Below are 16,376 nucleotides of genomic sequence, written 5' to 3'. Positions count from 1 at the left end.
CAATCACATGAAGGATAACTTTTGCTTAGCAAATCGTCGTACACGAAACGAGAAAACTCTGCATGCTGACTTGATACTTGCTGGTATCACACAGCTTATCTCCGTTGTGCTTGCCGACAAGATTCATCATCATGAATACATCAGAAGCCTTAAGCCTCTTATAGCATAGGACTTACCAACTTAATAATGTTTTAGCTTTATTCAAGTGCGCCTAAAACCAGATTTTTTCTAAGTTAAATTGCATGGCTTTCAAAAAATACATTCCGTAATGCTTATGTTAAAGTTGCGCATATACTTTTACTGAGTTTCGCAATTACCTAATGATAAAAATATTACTCAATATGAGTATCAGAGTGATACTATCTTTGACTATGCTCAAAAGACAAACTTTGACATATTTCTGATTGATATTAACACAATCGGTCTTTTCTCCACTTTTGAACAGAAATTGGAATTCCTGCAATCTTTCGGCGATGCCAAAATTGTGTTACTTACATGCTCTATCGATGGCTATGCCAATATATGCTTTGACAACAAAGCGGGACTGTCAGCCGGAATCCGGCACCTTATCAGAGATCATCATTGCAAAAAGCTTGGATTCATGGCAGGGACTCTGGAAAATGCTGATTCCATTGAGCGTTATGAAGTATATAAATCAGTCCTTACTGAATTTGGAATGGAAGTTGATCCGACCATGGTTGGACATGGTAATTTTTCAGAATTTTGCGATGAAGAGGTAGAGAGATTACTGGATGCTCATCCGGACATGGATGCCATGATCTTTGCTAATGACGGCATGGCCATAGGCGGATACAGAGTATTCAAAAAGCGCGGACTTGAGATTTGCAAGGATATCCATGTGATGGGCTTCGATGATGCTCCCAGCGCTGTCGCAAGTGATCCCCAGCTTACTACAGTTAGTGCTGATGCTGCAGGGCTTGGATATTTGGCAGTTAAGTCTGTAGAGGATTTTCTTGCAGGCAGCATAGACAATATTAAGATACAATCGCAGCTTATTAAAAGACAATCCTGCGGTTGTACGACAAAGGACTACTCCACTATCCCGTTTACAGTAGAAGACTTTAAAGATTCTTCGCATTTTGACCATGTTATGGGAATGGTTAATAAGTATATCTTCGCAGGCAATGATTATGAAAAAGGTGCTGCCCGAATTATCGAGCTTCTTGAACAAACAATAAAGTGCGTCTTTGAGAGCATGCAAGATGATACCTGTCGGTGCGATGAAACGCTTCAGAAACTTTCAAAGGTCGGGTGCAGACTTAACAAGATGAAGCTGGCGCCTTTTACAAGGCCTGAGAAGATTACCTTCCTGTTTGAATGTCTTTACAGGCAAATGAAAATGAAGGATAACGGGGAGCACTGGCAGCGAACCCTGTCAGAGGCCTTTCAGCATATTTATCACGAAGCAGCAAGCCATTCGCAGGTAAATGCGGACAAGATGATTGAGAAGGCAGAACTACTTAATTTCGTAACGACTACCTTCCTAAGAGATGTGCTCAATTATGCGGTGGCTGATGATATTCTGTTCTCTCAAATGATTGATACACTATCGAAATACGGCTTTGAAAGTACCTATCTTTTACGACTGCCCCATAATCAGATTGTACGAAAAAATCAGCATCCGGGTGTGGCAGAGACTATGTTGCTAAAGGCCTATCAGATTGGATATAAGACCTATGTCCCGGCAAGTGATATTCAGCCAAGGTCTGTTAAGGATCTTTTTACAGATCTTTTTGCAGATCGAGACAGGCAAATCAATGCCGTCGCAGCAATGCTTTTTTCAGGACCGGAGCAGTATGGTGTCATGATATTCGAGATGAATGCTGATAACATTCCTTATATTACAACGGGCATCTATCAGACAAGTGCGGCTATTAAGACCATCGAGCTGCTAAAAAACAAAGAAGAAAACGCAAGCAAGCTAAAAAGCAGCTTAAAACAGCTTGCAAAGGCCAATTCTATACTGGATGAGATATCCAAATCAGATCCTCTGACACAGCTTTTGAACAGAAGAGGCTTTCTTGAAGCAGTTAATCGCTCTGTCGAGAAACCTGAGAATAGTGGCAGATGCGGAGTTGTAATATTTGCGGATTTAAATAATCTCAAGATCATCAATGACAGATTTGGCCATGAGGATGGGGATTTTGCTCTGCGTCTGGCAGGCAGCATTTTGAAAAACAGCATAAGCGAGAATGCTTCTATCGTAGCAAGATATGGCGGCGATGAATTCTGCGCCTTCTATATTTCAGATGAAGCTGAGGACACCGAGGAGAAAATCAGAAAACTGATTGCGGACGAAACAGAAAAGCAAAATCAGCTCACAGACAAAGAGTATTATGTTTCAATCAGTATGGGCTTCTGCATGTTTGAGTGCGGCTGTAATGTAATTCTTAGCGACATGCTTGATAAAGCCGATGCCAATCTATATGAGGATAAAAAACATAAAAGGGCCAGCGTCTATAAAGATCATTAGTACAAAAAGGGACGGTTCAAATAAGTCACATGAACCGTCCCTTTGTACATCATTTATTTAACCGGAATTACTGCTCCATCATATTTTTCTTCGATGAATTTCTGTGTATCTTCGTCGAGAAGCGCTTCTACAAGTGCCTTGATAGCCGGGTTATCCGCATCTTCCGATCTGACTGCTATCATGTTGGCGTAAGGGCTGTCTGCTCCTTCGCTGAAAAGCTTTGCTGAATCTATACCTGCCTCAAGAGCCTTGTTTGTGTTGGTTATGAAAAAGTCATAGTCATCTTTTGTCGGTATGATCTGAGCCGAGTCGAGCTCAACTATTTCAAGCGGAACTACATACTCTTCAATATCATCTACAGAAGCGCTAAGCGAGTCTTCAACACCTTCCTTAAGCTTGATAAAGCCATTCTGCTCAAGTATTCTGAATGCGCGATATTCATTGGTTGCATCATTTGGGATTGCAACTATTTTGGTTATAGATGTAAATTTGGTTATTGCTGGAAGAGCTTCAAGCTTAAGCTGAGTGGTTCCATCCATTCGCATTACTATTTCATCACAGCTAAGCTTTTTCTCAACACATTTTTTATAAAAGAATTCTGAATGATGATCAAGAAGTTTGCCAGCCTCATCAATCATATTAAGACCTGTTAAATGCTGATAGTTTCTTGCGAGAAAAACAACTTCTATGTGCTTAATCATATTTGTATCTTTGTCTCTATAGATAATGATAAACTGCTTATCCTCAAGAGATGATTTATAACTTGACGCGCAATTTATAGCAATTCTTCTAGCTTCATCTATGGTATATCCGCTCATATAAGCCCCTAAAAAATCTTTACATTTTAAAAGAGAGTGGTCACACCATTGTGTGACTCGCTCTCTTTAATGGCTAATTTTAGTGTTGTCTGCCAACTGCTATAAAGCAAAGTACAGGTTTTAGTGTTGCCTGCCAACTATCGATTGCATCATCAATCGACAAGTGTTTCAGATTATAGTGTTAGCCTCACTTAAGAAAGCACGCTTTCTTAAGTAAAATATACCTTTTATAAACAATAAAATCAATGCGTAATATAATCCAGATTAAAATACTCTATATCTCTTTCAACTTTTCTTCCACCTTCGATTTGAACTGTTGCAAAAAATGCAACAGTTGCCTCTCGAACCAACTCTCCCTCTTTAAAAATCTTATTTATATATCTAAGATCAGTTTCGATTTTGCTGTTAATCTTCTCTATGGAGACCGTCATTGTGCTGATACTCTCGCTGACCGTATAAAGCCTGTCTCCCTTCATTTCTGAATCATCAAGCATCTCACCGATAGCACCAAGCTTATTGACTATTTCAGAAAGAACTATGTTCTTAAACTCTGCCACCGTTGTCCTTATACTACTATTAAGTTTTTCTTTCTGATCCATGAAGGTCTTTGGGGACAAAAACATTACTTGAAACACGAGCTCCGATTTCTTTTTGAAAAGTCACTAAATCACCAAAGAATCTATAAATTGTACTTGTAGCCGGCAAACCATTCTCAGCTTTGCAATCTTCTTGAGTAATCTTGCCGTCATGTTCTTCAGCGAATTTCTTGCCAGCTTCAAGAACGCTTTCTTTTGTCCATTTTTCAGGAACATCAAGATCACAAAGATGTCTCTTAATATCTGAAAAGTTCTTGTACTCCGGATAATAATTCAATATGCAATTAATAGAAGGTAAACCATTTTCTTTACGAATATCTTTTTGTGTTATTTTACCGTTTCTAGATACGAAGGATGAATAGTGATATCCGTTGGTTGAAAAATATTTTGTGTAAAAGCTCCAATTTCTTTTTCCAGGTCAGCGTTTCCTCCGATATGAACAAAATAGCAATCCTTATCAGCAACTGCTCTCATAGCCTCTTCGTCTGAATGAAGCATTCCATCCCAAAATTTTTTCGATAATTCAAGTACTGTATTTTTCATTTACTCTTTCTCCTGTCTTTAATCACAAATTTGCCAATGGAATACTCTTAGTGCAGGTTGAGTACAAACTTTACAAAACCAGGATCATCATGATTTACAATCTCGCTGTGTCCAAGGTCTTTGGAAGCTACTGTTTTCATCTCTTCATCTGTAAGATCAAAATCCCATATATCAATATTTTGTTCCATACGCTCTACATGTGTGGACTTTGGAATAATAGATACGCCTCTCTGAGCATTCCACTTAAGGACTACCTGTGCAGCACTCTTTCCGTACTTATTTCCAATTGCTGTAAGTTCAGGATCTGTGAAAATACCATGTTTTCCCTCCGCAAGAGGTCCCCATGCCTGAGGTACTACTCCATAGGCTTTCATGTTCTCAAGGGCGCCCTCCTGTGCAAAGAAAGGATGAAGCTCCACCTGATTGACTGCAGGGATTACTTCCACGGTTTCACAGAAGTTAGCCAGAATAGCAGGGTAGAAGTTGGCAACACCGATAGCCTTTGTAAGGCCTTCTTTATATGCTCTTGTGATTCCTCTGTATGCTGCAAAGTAATCTCCCATAGGCTGGTGAAGAAGAATAAGGTCTGCATAACCCATATCAAGCTTCTTAAGGGAAGTCTTTACTGCTTCATATGCAGTCTCTTCAGTCTTCATATCGCTGACCCATACTTTGGTTGTAATAAACAGCTGCTCTCTTGTTACAAGGCCATCTTCAATAGCTTTTTTAACTCCTCGTCCGACAGCCTCTTCGTTCATATATGATGCTGCTGTATCAAGAAGTCTGTAGCCTGTCTTTATAGCATCGTAAACTACTCTCTCACATTCTGCTGCATCAGCAATCTGAAAAACTCCAAATCCCTCAAGTGGCATTCTCGCTCCTGTGTTAAGTGTCACGTATTCCATTTTGTATACCTCCTGTTAATATAAAAACCTATGAGTCAAATATTTTTTTCTACAACCTCATATTATCAGCAGCTTTTTTATATGTACAATGCCAATTGCGTATTGTGCTATACTTAAAGCGTATAGTAATGATCTTTCAAGGAGTTTTCGTATGATAGAGATATATTTACTTGAACAATTAGATGCTTTCGCAAGATATGGTACCTTGTCAAAGGCTTCAGCAGAACTTCACCTGACTCAGCCATCACTGACAAGATCCATGCAAAAATTAGAGGAACTTCTTGGGGTTCCGATATTTGAGCGCTCCAAGAACAAGTTATCATTAAACGAGAATGGATTACTGGCTGCAGATTACGCGAGACGCATACTAAATGAAGAACAGCACATGATAGATCACCTTCGTGCCCTTGAGAGGAGTAAAAGAACTATCGCAGTCGGTTCTGTGGGTCCGGGACCTCTTATGGAATTTATCCCGTCTCTTTCAGCACTGTTTCCTGACATGTCAATAATCTCAGAAAACAAATCAGAAGATGAACTGATATCCGGTCTAAGGAACAACCAATATCAATTCATTATCCTTTCCCGTCCATTAGAGGATGATGAATTCATTTGCGAAAAATATGATTCTGAACAGCTTTACGTTTCACTGCCAAAGAGCCATCGGTTTGCAAAAAAGAAAAAGCTTTCTTTCCGTGAACTAAACGGCGAAAGCTTTTTAATGCTGTCTGAAGTTGGAATATGGGATAAGCTTGTACGAGAAGAAATGCCTGATTCTAAGTTCATTATACAAAACGACTATGACGCTCTTGTACAACTTATAGAATCCTCAATTCTGCCTAATTTTGCCACCGATATAACAATTCGCACCTATGAAAGCATGAATCTCCCTGGCAGATCCATTCCAGGCAGAGTGCTCATTCCGATTACGGATGACAGTGCCACTGTTATTTTTTATTTGATCTCAGATAAGAAAATAGCTTTAAAATACAAAGTTAGAAAATAGCTCTGCAAATAAGTTTTTCCATTTTTTAGCCATATCGGAGCCGATTTTAACTGTTACTATAAAGGTGCAAATGAGGTGCAAATCAGATGATAAAGAGTTTAAGAAATGCTTTAAATATGGGGTTTTAGTGCTCAAGTCGGTACGTTGCCGTGGCAGACGAAAAGTACCTTTATCATTTTTCGTATCCTTTACACTTCAGAATTTTTTTCAATCGTAGTTTTGCGCATATATTTCATATCTCATCAATATTCGTAGGATTGATTTACTTTCCTAAGTGCAGCCACATAATCGCAACCTTTTTCTTTCACGTCTTCCGGATTTATCGGATAATGGACATTGTAAAGAACCCCTTTATCTCCAAACATATCCTCCATATAATCCTTCTCTATATGCCCGCCTACGACTTCAAGGCAGATCATAACATGATCATCACCCGGTACAATTTCTTTCTCCCACAAATACCTACACTCAAGGTTCATGAAACATTCAGCGACCATCGGCGCTTCTACCCATGAAGCTTTCTCCGCAGTAAGCCCTGACGAAGTTATCTCATCCGCCTCGAACTGATTGTTCTGTATTGTCTTCATGCAGGCTTCGTATAAATCAGATGACATGAAATTTAGCACTGCTACCTTCTTTTCATTTAAGCTTTGGTAAAGATGTCCTCTCTTATTCACGCTGCATAGAATCACGTAATACCCGCCTCCATGATTCGCACTCGTAAACCCTGCCCATGACTGCATCGTAGCATTTGGCTGTCCATTAGATTTATAGGTTGTGACAAGAAACATCGGTGTCGGTATTCCCATTATAAATTCTTTCCAATCAAATCCGAAGTTTTTTGCAAATTCTCCGTATGTCCCACTCATAGATTCAGGCATTTCTTTGTATTGGTATTTCATCTTTTTCCTTTCCTCCTTACAAAAGCCAACATAAGAATTAACTTCAGTCTCCGATATCTTTCCGTTTAACTTCCCGTATCATTTTCTATATATCCTTCCTAAAGCATATTATCCGATTTGCTTCCTCAAATCCCAGCGCCATATGGAATTATTTCTGCAGCGTTCTGAACCCCTACCCCTCAATGAGTCCTCCATGGAAATAGCATTCGTAAATGACATTCCCTTTATAGCTAATTGTTTCCTTACCATGGAACCATTCAAAATCACCATCAATGCAGCATTCATATTTATAATCACCGTTAGTATGCTCAGCGGGTCCTCTAAATGGCTTTTCCTCCGGAACTAAAAGCAATGCTTCCTTCAAAAAATCTCCGCTGAAGTTTTCTCCGATTACCCTGCCCACATAATTCATGCTCCAGTATGGATTTTTCTTTATCCAAAGCGCCTCTTCTCCAGCAAATTTATTACCTCCAAGATAGGTGTCGTAATACATATAATCGCCATCTTCATATATAAGGTCATGCGATTTTTCTCTTGAAGGTACCGTCTCAGCTCCTTTGCCTGCATATGTTGCCTGTTTAGCCTTAATTAAAAAATCAGTTATCTGCTTATCCATTTTTGATATATAAACATATTTAAATTCAGCTTCCGTTGGATTGTTATAACCATCTTCTTCAACCTTGTTTAGCCTGTAACTGCATTTTTCAAAAAGAGTCTGCATAGCTACATTGCTTGCTCTTGTCTCAGCGCATATTTTCATCAGGTCTGATTTTTTGCATTCTTCCTTAGCATACTCCATAAGTTTCATTGCAAGTCCCTTCTTCCTGTAATCAGGGTGCACTGCAATATTCATGATCTTAAGATAATCATTCTCTCCGCTCCAGTTATACGTAAAAAGGTCCCCTACTATTTTGTCTCCTTCAACTAAAGCATAGTAAGTAGCCCTGTCATCTTCTAACAGATCTTTCCAATCTTCTTCCTTCCAACAATCTGTTGGGAAGCAAAGCTTATCAAACTCTAAAATGGCATCATAGCTTTCCATGCCAAGTTTCTTCATCTCTATCATATTCATAAATCCTTTACGCGTTCCATTCCTTGATTGTAATCATCATGTTGTATCCTCAAATACTATATACCTTGTTTATAAACAATTTTGCACTTTCAGATGTCGTAAATCTTTTGTACTTTGAGCCATATGCAAAAAGGTATCCAATAATCTCTTTTCTATCTTTTTCATATTCAAATACCCACTTTATGTTGTAGTAAAGAAACTTTATCGTAGGTTTTGAATTATATTTTTCTTTTCCTGCTCTCTGCCTAATCCAGCGCCGTAATGTTCTTACCAATCTTTTATAGAGTGGTATATCAAGCAGAATGATGTAATCACACTTTTCAAAACTCTCACGTAACAGTTTTCTTGGAGATCCTTCAACAATCCAGTCTTCACTGTTTATGATTTTCTGAAATAACTGGTCACGCTCCTTATCATCACGCTTTCTATCACCATTTGGAGTCCTCTCCCAAACAATATTATCTTTCTGATAAAAAGGGACATGATATGTCTCTGATAAATTCTTTGCAAGTGTGGTCTTTCCACTGGCAACTGATCCGATAATATCCAGCTTCATATATTCTGTCCTTCGCTATATTTCAATCATTTTCTGAATGCCATTTGGTATTACATCAAATCCCAAATTCTTATAAAAACCTTCTTTACCCTTAGCAGATACCCCTCCGATTGTTGTAAATTTCCCTGTAGACGAATTCTTCACAGCATAATCTACAAGATGGTTAACAATCATAGTTCCTATGCCCATGCCTTGATATTCCGGCAGAACAACTATTTCCTGCAGGTACCAATACATTGCGCCATCACCAACCAGTCTGCCCATTCCTATGAGTTCACCATCTTTCAAAGCAGAGACATTTATAATACCGTTCTGCAGAGCCTTACCGGCATGTGGGACAGGAATTTCTGCAAAACCCGCAGCAACTCTAAGCCTTACAAAATCCTCGGGAGTCAGTATATTATCTATAAGCTCAATCTTATTAACCAATTTCTTCACATCAGATGGATGTTCTGCCAGATAAGTTGCTCCGGCTGATGTCAATTCTTCACGGTCACCATATCCATACAGGACACCAATAGAATCAATGCCTACCTCATTTGCAGCTAAAATATCATTCTCCCTGTCACCCACCATAACCACGTGTGTGCTATCAGTTATTTCACATTGTTCCAACGCATACCTGATTACATCAGATTTGTGTGGGCGTTCCTTATCATCAGCAGTAGCTACAAAGTCAAAGAATTTCTTCAAATCAAAGTGCTTAAGCACCGTGTCGGTTCCAATTGCACTCTTAGAAGTTGCTACAATCAGCTTCTTGCCTTCACTTTTTAAGTCCGACAGTAGTTCCACAATCCCCGGATAAACACTGTTTTCCAGGACGCCGCCCATATTGTTGTAATAATCTCTATACAAGGCAATGGCTCTATCTGTGTCCTCCTCGGAATATCCCAAAATATCACCAAAGGAAACTTTCAGTGGAGGTCCAACAAATTTTCGTAGTTGGCTCCTGTCAACTACCTGCCCTCCCATTTGCTGTATTGCATAAACAAATCCATTCATAATACCGGGGCCTGAATCTGTTAATGTGCCGTCCAAATCAAATAGAATATACTGATATTTATTTTTCATTACCGCACTCCTTAGTGGTAAAACTCAATTGCAAAAAGGATTGCTAAAATGGCAATACCATCCCTTGTCTTGTTTTCTCTAAGTAACTCTTTTACATCATCAATAGGCATCCATACTTTTTCTGCAACTTCATCCACGTCCTGGATACTGCCTTCAGAATCCACTTTTGCACCAAATACATGCATCACCTGGTCTGACATTCCGTTTGAAGGATTGTGTGAGCACAAATATTTCAAATCCTTCACCGTGCAGCCTGTCTCTTCCATAACTTCTCTTCTGGCTGCCTCTTCTATTGGTTCGCCATCTTCTACTCCTCCGGCAGGGATTTCCCATTCAAGATGTCCTACGGTGTATCTCATTTCTTTGATCATAAGGATCTCGTCCTTCTCATTAAAAACCACTACCGAAACACCTTCATGATGATGATGAAGCTGATGATATTTTTCTATAACATAACCGCTGGGAAGCTTAACTTTGTCTGCATATAATGTAACTAATCCACATTCATATATTTTTCTTCTTTCAAGCCTTTCCGGCAACTTGATATTCTCTACTTCAGTGCTCATATATAGTCTCTCCTTTTTTGCTGTTTGCAATCACACATTGTCCATTGGCATATGTGAATGAATTATTCTCTATGCTAAAATGCGCTTTTTTAAACTCAGCCACAAGCGTACGCATGCCTAATAAGAACAACCTTCACCTACACCCTCCTGAAAAAATCATGTGCCGGCTCCCTAAATCACCATATTGCATCTATCCCAGGATTCATCCTTATATGCAAACGCATTTTCTGCCGTTCTTCTCTCCCTAAATCCAATCTTTTCATAGAACTTCTTTGCCCGGATATTCTCTGAAAAAACATTGAGCTGTACTGCATCCGTATCAGGATTATCAAAAGCATCTGCCAGTGCAAGTTTAATCATCTCCTCCGCTATGCCTTTTCCTCTGCACTGCGGATCGACAACTATAAACTTAAGCATCCCTTCCTTAGAGTCGTTATTAAGTGAGTAGCAAAAGAAGCCTGCCACACTGCCATCATCTTTAACTGCCACGAAAGATTTATCCCCAAATTTATCATGCATTTCAGCTAAAACCTGCTGCAGATTTGCTCTTTCAAGAGGGTATACCATGCGGTTTGCACTCCACATGGCGTGCGTCCTCTCATCGGTAATCCAGTCTTTTATTATGTCAAAATCAGTATCTATCTCAAATGGTCTTATATTCATATCAACATATCTTTTAAAGTATCCTGCGTATTCTCCGGCGTCCAATGGCCCTCTACGCATATTTCCGGATTGATTTTTCGGATAGTATCCGAGAGTTTCTCACAAAGATCAGCCCTTTTTACTCCTGTAACGAAATCGTCGCAGGTAGAATCCCCAAGGAATAATGTCTTATCATTCTCTATATATACAACTGTAGAATCATCCGTGTGCGGAGCCTCTGTCTGAATAGCTTTGACAATGCAGCCGCCAAGGTCAAGCGTAATCTCTCCGGAAAAGATCATGTCCGCCTTTACTACAATTACTTCGGAGCCACCGCTATATTCTCTTCTAATGCTTTCATGCATGGCGAAGAATTCACTTGGTCCGTTCTTTTCTATTTTTGTTTTCCATTGCGAAAGGTACTCATTTGTTTTTGCATTCGCCAGGCAAAGCCCATTCACGGCATGCATTCCAAAAGCATGGTCCCAGTGCCAATGAGTAAGAACCGTCAGAGAAGGCAGTGGCAGGTCCTCTTTTTTCAGAAGTGCATAAAATTCTTTTGTATGAGCCACAGAGTGACCGGCGTCAATCGCAAAACTCCAATTGTCTCCCTTCACATAGCCAAGATTCGGACGATCCCTCTCCGTTTCGAAAGGCATGTACCATATATGTTCAGATAGTCGTTTCAATTCCATCTTTCATTCCTCCGGGTCCCTTGTTTATAGCGTATTAATCCATTCCTTAGCTGTAGAACAATCCCTAAGCCCCATGCAGCCTGCAAACTGATCATCGCTGTCCTTGTCTGCCTGAAGCACTTCCTCTTTGAACTTTTGGAGTTCGTCTGTGTAATTCTCATTTGCCTCTGTAAGGAAAATAGAATCCGCACTTTCGTCTAACTTCTTTTCCATAAGAAGGAATCTTCCTTTACGCCAATCAGCAAAGCCGCGTTTAACATATCCGTTTTTCTCATAAAGTCTCAGGGCATACGGGTTCTGTGTGAACACATCAAGTCTTACCGAATCGTATCCGGCTTTGGTAAGCTGCGCCTCGATATGATTTAGAACTGCTTTTCCAATCCCGTTATTCTGGAAGGACGGCGAGACGCAGAATCTGTGAATGATACAAGGCTTTTTATTTTCCCATTTGCATTTTAGATACTCACCATCACATTCTTCGCTGATTACATATATCGCAGCAAGCTGACCATCTTTCAGTACCACATACATTGTTTCCTTTTTTATATCTTCAAAAAAATCTTCGTAGACCGGATAGACGTCATCCCACTGCTCTATTCCCTGCTCAGACATAAGCTGCTTTGCCGCTTCAATCATATTGCATATTTCTGTCAAATCCTCTATTGTAGCCAATCTATAGTACATCTTTATAAAAATCCTCCAAATACAACATATTCCAAATATATCAGAAAAAATAGCTATTTTACAGTAAATAATACTGTCGAACAGCTATTTTTCTGACATTTTATTGTTACACTTTACTCTCCAATCAACTTCAGGAACTTCTTATCGTTCATCTGCTCATTAGTAATATACTCACCATCATGGAATAATGCATAATTCGTAATCGGAGTTGGGGCGTTCCGGGCTTCATCTCTACTCTGAATCTTAATGGCCTTGAACGGGATGTCATTTTTCTTTGCCGTTTCTTCCAGGATTGGAACGTATTTTGCATTAAAAGGACACTGATTCGTGTAATACAAAACATATCCTTTTTCAACTATATGCGGATGCTTGGCACATTCCTTGAATCGTGGCGCATCAGCCTTTTTGTCAAAAGGTAAAAACATAAGTTGTATCCCATTATCCGCTTCATCACATACCTCAAAACCTTTGTACTTAAGAAATTTGGGATCCGCAAGGAAGGGCTTTTTCTTTGCCGATGACAAAATGCAAAGGCCTTTCCTGCCTTTTTCTTTACTATCCTCAATACATGCATCAAGAAGCTCACTAGAATATCCATGTCCTTTGAAGGAGCCCGATACCCACAGGCAATCTATGTACATATACCCATCGGCCTCAATCGGAACCCACGCGTTCTCAGCAGGAATATACTCTATAAAGCACTTGCCGCGCTCCGCACTTTTTAAGAAAACAAGCCCCTCATCAAATCTTTCAGCAAGCCATGCTTTCTTAGATGAGACCTGAACATCTTTGTTATTGGAAATTGCACAGCAGATGTGCTCTTCTTCAAGATTATCCTTTGTAACTCTGATATATTCCATGCTTCTTACCTCCACTAGTAAATGAGAGAACATTTATAAACATTTGGTAGCCTTTTTAACAGCTATTTGGGACTATTTTGAACTTCTTCTAACAATGGGTACTTCATCTTATAAGCTCCTCCCGTAGTTTTTTCTCATAGCTTCGATTATATTTGCGATTCTCACTCTCGCTTCCTTAGGTTCAAGAAGCTCCGCCTTATCACCAAAGGTCAGTATCCAGGTGACCAGATTATCCATGTCCGTATAGTCCGCCGAAAACAGCAATCTTCCATCTTCGACCTCTGTATAACACTCCGGTCCAAATTCTTCGATCAGCCTCCATTTGACATCTGCCTCAAACAAAGCCTTTACTTTTATTCCACCCGGAAATACTTTTTCCGTGGACAGGTCCGGTGTAGGCGCATTTCTGCAGACAAACTTTGAATCCGACACCATAACCTTATCCATGCGATTAAGCTTGAACAGACGGAAGTCCTTTCTTTCCTTGCACCAGGCCCATACATACCAACTGGACCATTTGAAAACTATGTAATACGGTTCAACTTCCCGAGTGCTCTCACCACTTTGATTGTAGTATGTAAACTTCAGGATATGCCTGCTTTCAATTGCGTTCTGAATAACTTCTATTTTCGGAGCCAGCGATTCACGATACCAGGACGAGAGATCAATCAAAATAGAATCTCTGCCGCTTACAAACTCAGAGGATCCCGCCTGAATCTTCTCCATAAGCTGACCGTAATACCTGCTGCCGCTCACGCTATCAAGACTCCTCAGCCCTGCAAGGATCATCTGCATATCCTTAGATGTCAGAAGAGTCCTGTCCATCCGATACCCTTCCATGATGCTGATTCCTCCGCCAATTCCCTGGGTGGTTTGTATCGGGATCCCAGCTTTACACAGAACATCAATATCCCTATTGATGGTTCTTTTCGACACCTCAAAACGCTCTGCCAGCTCAGGTGCTGTAGTTTTCTCTTCCTGAAGCAATACAGAAAGTATTCCAATCAATCTGTCTATCTTCATCTTCGTTCACTCCGTTATCATCATATCATACTAAACATGCCATCTGTATGTCATGTTTAGTATAACATTTTCCATCAATCCATAAAAAGACCATCTTATTCTTCAAAGTTGAGCCATTGATCCATTCCGGCTCCAAGCTTCTCATTGGGGCGTTCATCAAAACCAAACTTCTTGTAGAATGGTTCTTTCCCCTTGGCTGCCATTAGACACATCTTTACCTTATAGCCGGGCTTAGCATCTGCTTTGATTCTGTCGATGCAGGTCTCAACAAGCTTTCTTCCGATACCCTGCCCCTGATATTCCGGGTCCACGATAACATCAGATAAAAAAGCTATATATCCACCATCCCACAAAAGCCGCACGACACCGATTGCTTTTTCACCATCCCTGACACATCTGATCATATATGCATTATCAAGTCCGGCCTGTGCTTCTTCCAAAGGAAATTCGCACCATCCGACTTTCCTGCGTAGTTCCATATACTCTTGCGCTGTAATGTCACCTACATAATTGATCATGTACTACCTCCCGAAACAGCTTGTGATTTTTGTTTTAAGCAAGCGCTTCCTTAAGCTGTTATCAAAAAAATATATATTCTCGGTCTCTTCATTTGCTACAACGCAGCTGTCATCCCAGCCATAACGTTTGCACAAAGATTTATTAAAGTCATAGTGAGAAATCGGATCATCTTCGGAAACATTCATGATTCCAACATAATCACTGCCCGCAAGTTCAATTATTGCTTCAGCAAGTTCATTCACTTCCACTATGCTGAATATTATGTTATTAGCCCTGACATACTGCTTTCCCGAATCCACGTACTCTTTTAATTTGAGGCTCCTTATGTCCATCTCACCATACGGGTTAATTCCATATATACTGCCGGGGCGTACGATACAATAATTTGCCATTTTCCTTATGATATTCTCGGACTTTATCTTGCCGTTAAAATAGTGATAATTATACGACTCTTCTGTCCGCAGGAAAGGTGTCACATCCTCAGACATATTTTTTTCATAGGCTACTGAAGTTGAAACAAAGATGAGCCTTGCATCTCCTACCACATCACAAAGAGTCGGCATTACCTTGTCAGCAATTTCCTCCTCTGCGCTATGGTTCATGACTGTCCAGATGATCACATCAGGAGCATAGCCTTCCATAATCCGGGTTAAACTTTCAGTATCCATAACATCCAGCTTTACAAGCTCGTCCTGCTTTTTGTGTTTACTGTATGTACCAAGAACATCTACGCCGCTCTTTTTCAATTTATTATAAATCGTCCCGCCAAGAAAGCCACTGGCTCCTATTATCAGTACCTTCATAATCTGTCTTCCCCAACTAAATCATATATGTCTTTACCGGCTTTTTCTTCAAAATATGCTTTCAGCCTGATATTCGAATCCCACTTTGTCTGCGGAAAGCTTCCATAACGGCGTTTGACATCATTCATGCGATCTTCGATGTTCATCACGCCCTCGCTCCCTGCAAGCGCATCACAGAGCTGAATCAGCCTGTCGTATTCATCTGCTTCTATTTTTCCAAGCTCTGTCTTAACAAGTTCATACTCCTCATCCGAGGTATCTACTCTGCCAATATACTCATCCAATCTCATATTATTGAAGGAGTGCGTAAGACAGACTCTGGCCACCTCATCATATCCAAGTGACATCATATATGAATATCCATCCGAAACATGCCCCAAATGCCTTACTCCAAACTTTCTTCCTATATCATGGAGAAGCCCCAATATATATGCTTTCTCCGGGTCCATGCCTTCACACGCCTGTGCAATTTTCTCTGCGCAGTGAGCAGCCACGCGGCTATGGTCACCCCACGGTCCGGGATTACAACTCTCCGCTTCCTTAAGTAATCTTTCCGCTTCTGATCTTGTCGGTAACATCATTCTCCTCCAAATCCCCCTGAGTCTTTTCATTTAACATATCACA

At 40.2% G+C, this 16,376-nt stretch carries 20 protein-coding genes and 1 pseudogene; 3 read left to right on the top strand and 18 right to left on the bottom strand.

All coding sequences use genetic code 11. From position 1 onward, the window contains the following. Window positions 1-169 (top strand): annotated as a pseudogene (locus G630_RS25835) (ISNCY family transposase); the annotation flags it as partial. A gap of 315 nt (window positions 170-484) precedes the next feature. Beyond that, window positions 485-2,494 (top strand): diguanylate cyclase domain-containing protein, encoded by a 2,010-nt coding sequence (locus tag G630_RS0113675; RefSeq protein WP_155831991.1) that lies wholly within the window; start codon window positions 485-487, stop codon window positions 2,492-2,494. A 53-nt stretch (window positions 2,495-2,547) separates the two neighbouring features. Here G630_RS0113675 and G630_RS23730 read toward each other — a convergent pair whose 3' ends face one another. From G630_RS23730 to G630_RS0113650, 5 genes are all read right to left on the bottom strand, one after another. After that, window positions 2,548-3,312, bottom strand: coding sequence for a MetQ/NlpA family ABC transporter substrate-binding protein (locus G630_RS23730; RefSeq protein WP_049946220.1), 765 nt, complete (start codon window positions 3,310-3,312; stop codon window positions 2,548-2,550). Window positions 3,313-3,554: 242 nt separating this feature from the next. Then, complete coding sequence (locus G630_RS0113665) at window positions 3,555-3,911, bottom strand: hypothetical protein (RefSeq protein ID WP_026498908.1); 357 nt, start codon at window positions 3,909-3,911, stop codon at window positions 3,555-3,557. After that, entirely contained in the window at window positions 3,889-4,185 is a 297-nt protein-coding gene (locus G630_RS0113660) for a hypothetical protein (RefSeq protein WP_026498907.1), read from the bottom strand. Before G630_RS0113660 ends, G630_RS0113665 begins: the two co-directional genes overlap by 23 nt. Before the next feature lie 50 nt (window positions 4,186-4,235). Continuing rightward, window positions 4,236-4,451: a nuclear transport factor 2 family protein gene (locus tag G630_RS0113655; RefSeq protein ID WP_026498906.1), complete on the bottom strand. Its 216-nt coding sequence runs from the start codon at window positions 4,449-4,451 to the stop codon at window positions 4,236-4,238. Window positions 4,452-4,498: 47 nt separating this feature from the next. Further along, window positions 4,499-5,356: an aldo/keto reductase gene (locus G630_RS0113650; RefSeq protein WP_026498905.1), complete on the bottom strand. Its 858-nt coding sequence runs from the start codon at window positions 5,354-5,356 to the stop codon at window positions 4,499-4,501. Window positions 5,357-5,507: 151 nt separating this feature from the next. Between G630_RS0113650 and G630_RS0113645 the strand changes: the two genes are divergently transcribed. Then, window positions 5,508-6,359, top strand: a complete 852-nt coding sequence (locus G630_RS0113645) for a LysR family transcriptional regulator (protein WP_026498904.1) — start codon at window positions 5,508-5,510, stop codon at window positions 6,357-6,359. 242 nt (window positions 6,360-6,601) lie between these two features. Here the strand turns inward: G630_RS0113645 and G630_RS21950 are convergent, their stop codons facing one another. The 13 genes from G630_RS21950 to G630_RS0113575 form a co-directional block, all read right to left on the bottom strand. Beyond that, a complete protein-coding gene (locus G630_RS21950) occupies window positions 6,602-7,261 on the bottom strand; it encodes a flavin reductase family protein (protein WP_049946219.1) in 660 nt (219 codons plus the stop codon). A gap of 172 nt (window positions 7,262-7,433) precedes the next feature. Further along, complete coding sequence (locus G630_RS25070; RefSeq protein ID WP_242829938.1) at window positions 7,434-8,303, bottom strand: GNAT family N-acetyltransferase; 870 nt, start codon at window positions 8,301-8,303, stop codon at window positions 7,434-7,436. Between the two features lie 79 nt (window positions 8,304-8,382). After that, window positions 8,383-8,889, bottom strand: a complete 507-nt coding sequence (locus G630_RS0113630) for an AAA family ATPase (RefSeq protein ID WP_026498902.1) — start codon at window positions 8,887-8,889, stop codon at window positions 8,383-8,385. A 15-nt stretch (window positions 8,890-8,904) separates the two neighbouring features. Next, window positions 8,905-9,960, bottom strand: a complete 1,056-nt coding sequence (locus G630_RS24290) for a GNAT family N-acetyltransferase (protein ID WP_081667946.1) — start codon at window positions 9,958-9,960, stop codon at window positions 8,905-8,907. 11 nt (window positions 9,961-9,971) lie between these two features. Beyond that, window positions 9,972-10,526, bottom strand: a complete 555-nt coding sequence (locus tag G630_RS0113620) for an NUDIX hydrolase (protein WP_022762593.1) — start codon at window positions 10,524-10,526, stop codon at window positions 9,972-9,974. 171 nt (window positions 10,527-10,697) lie between these two features. Further along, window positions 10,698-11,189 carry a GNAT family N-acetyltransferase gene (locus G630_RS0113610; protein WP_026498901.1) on the bottom strand — a complete coding sequence of 164 codons (492 nt, stop codon included), beginning with the start codon at window positions 11,187-11,189 and terminating at the stop codon, window positions 10,698-10,700. Then, complete coding sequence (locus G630_RS21940) at window positions 11,186-11,863, bottom strand: MBL fold metallo-hydrolase (RefSeq protein WP_044959346.1); 678 nt, start codon at window positions 11,861-11,863, stop codon at window positions 11,186-11,188. The genes G630_RS0113610 and G630_RS21940 overlap by 4 nt, the downstream gene beginning before the upstream one ends. Before the next feature lie 24 nt (window positions 11,864-11,887). Further along, the gene (locus G630_RS21935; protein WP_049946218.1) at window positions 11,888-12,547 is read right to left on the bottom strand and encodes a GNAT family N-acetyltransferase; all 660 of its coding nucleotides are present in this window, start codon (window positions 12,545-12,547) and stop codon (window positions 11,888-11,890) included. A gap of 113 nt (window positions 12,548-12,660) precedes the next feature. Then, entirely contained in the window at window positions 12,661-13,407 is a 747-nt protein-coding gene (locus tag G630_RS0113595; RefSeq protein ID WP_026498900.1) for a GNAT family N-acetyltransferase, read from the bottom strand. Between the two features lie 108 nt (window positions 13,408-13,515). Beyond that, on the bottom strand, window positions 13,516-14,430 hold the full coding sequence (locus tag G630_RS0113590) for a helix-turn-helix transcriptional regulator (RefSeq protein WP_022762584.1): 915 nt from the start codon (window positions 14,428-14,430) through the stop codon (window positions 13,516-13,518). Window positions 14,431-14,525: 95 nt separating this feature from the next. Beyond that, window positions 14,526-14,948 (bottom strand): GNAT family N-acetyltransferase, encoded by a 423-nt coding sequence (locus G630_RS0113585; protein WP_022762583.1) that lies wholly within the window; start codon window positions 14,946-14,948, stop codon window positions 14,526-14,528. 3 nt (window positions 14,949-14,951) lie between these two features. Continuing rightward, window positions 14,952-15,752, bottom strand: a complete 801-nt coding sequence (locus G630_RS0113580; protein ID WP_022762582.1) for an NAD-dependent epimerase/dehydratase family protein — start codon at window positions 15,750-15,752, stop codon at window positions 14,952-14,954. Continuing rightward, a complete protein-coding gene (locus tag G630_RS0113575) occupies window positions 15,749-16,333 on the bottom strand; it encodes an HD domain-containing protein (protein ID WP_242829937.1) in 585 nt (194 codons plus the stop codon). Before G630_RS0113575 ends, G630_RS0113580 begins: the two co-directional genes overlap by 4 nt. Window positions 16,334-16,376: the final 43 nt, after the last annotated feature.

Source organism: Butyrivibrio sp. WCD2001 (assembly GCF_000424485.1).
Classification (GTDB): Bacteria; Bacillota; Clostridia; order Lachnospirales; family Lachnospiraceae; genus Butyrivibrio.
This window is presented reverse-complemented; position numbering and strand designations above follow the sequence as displayed.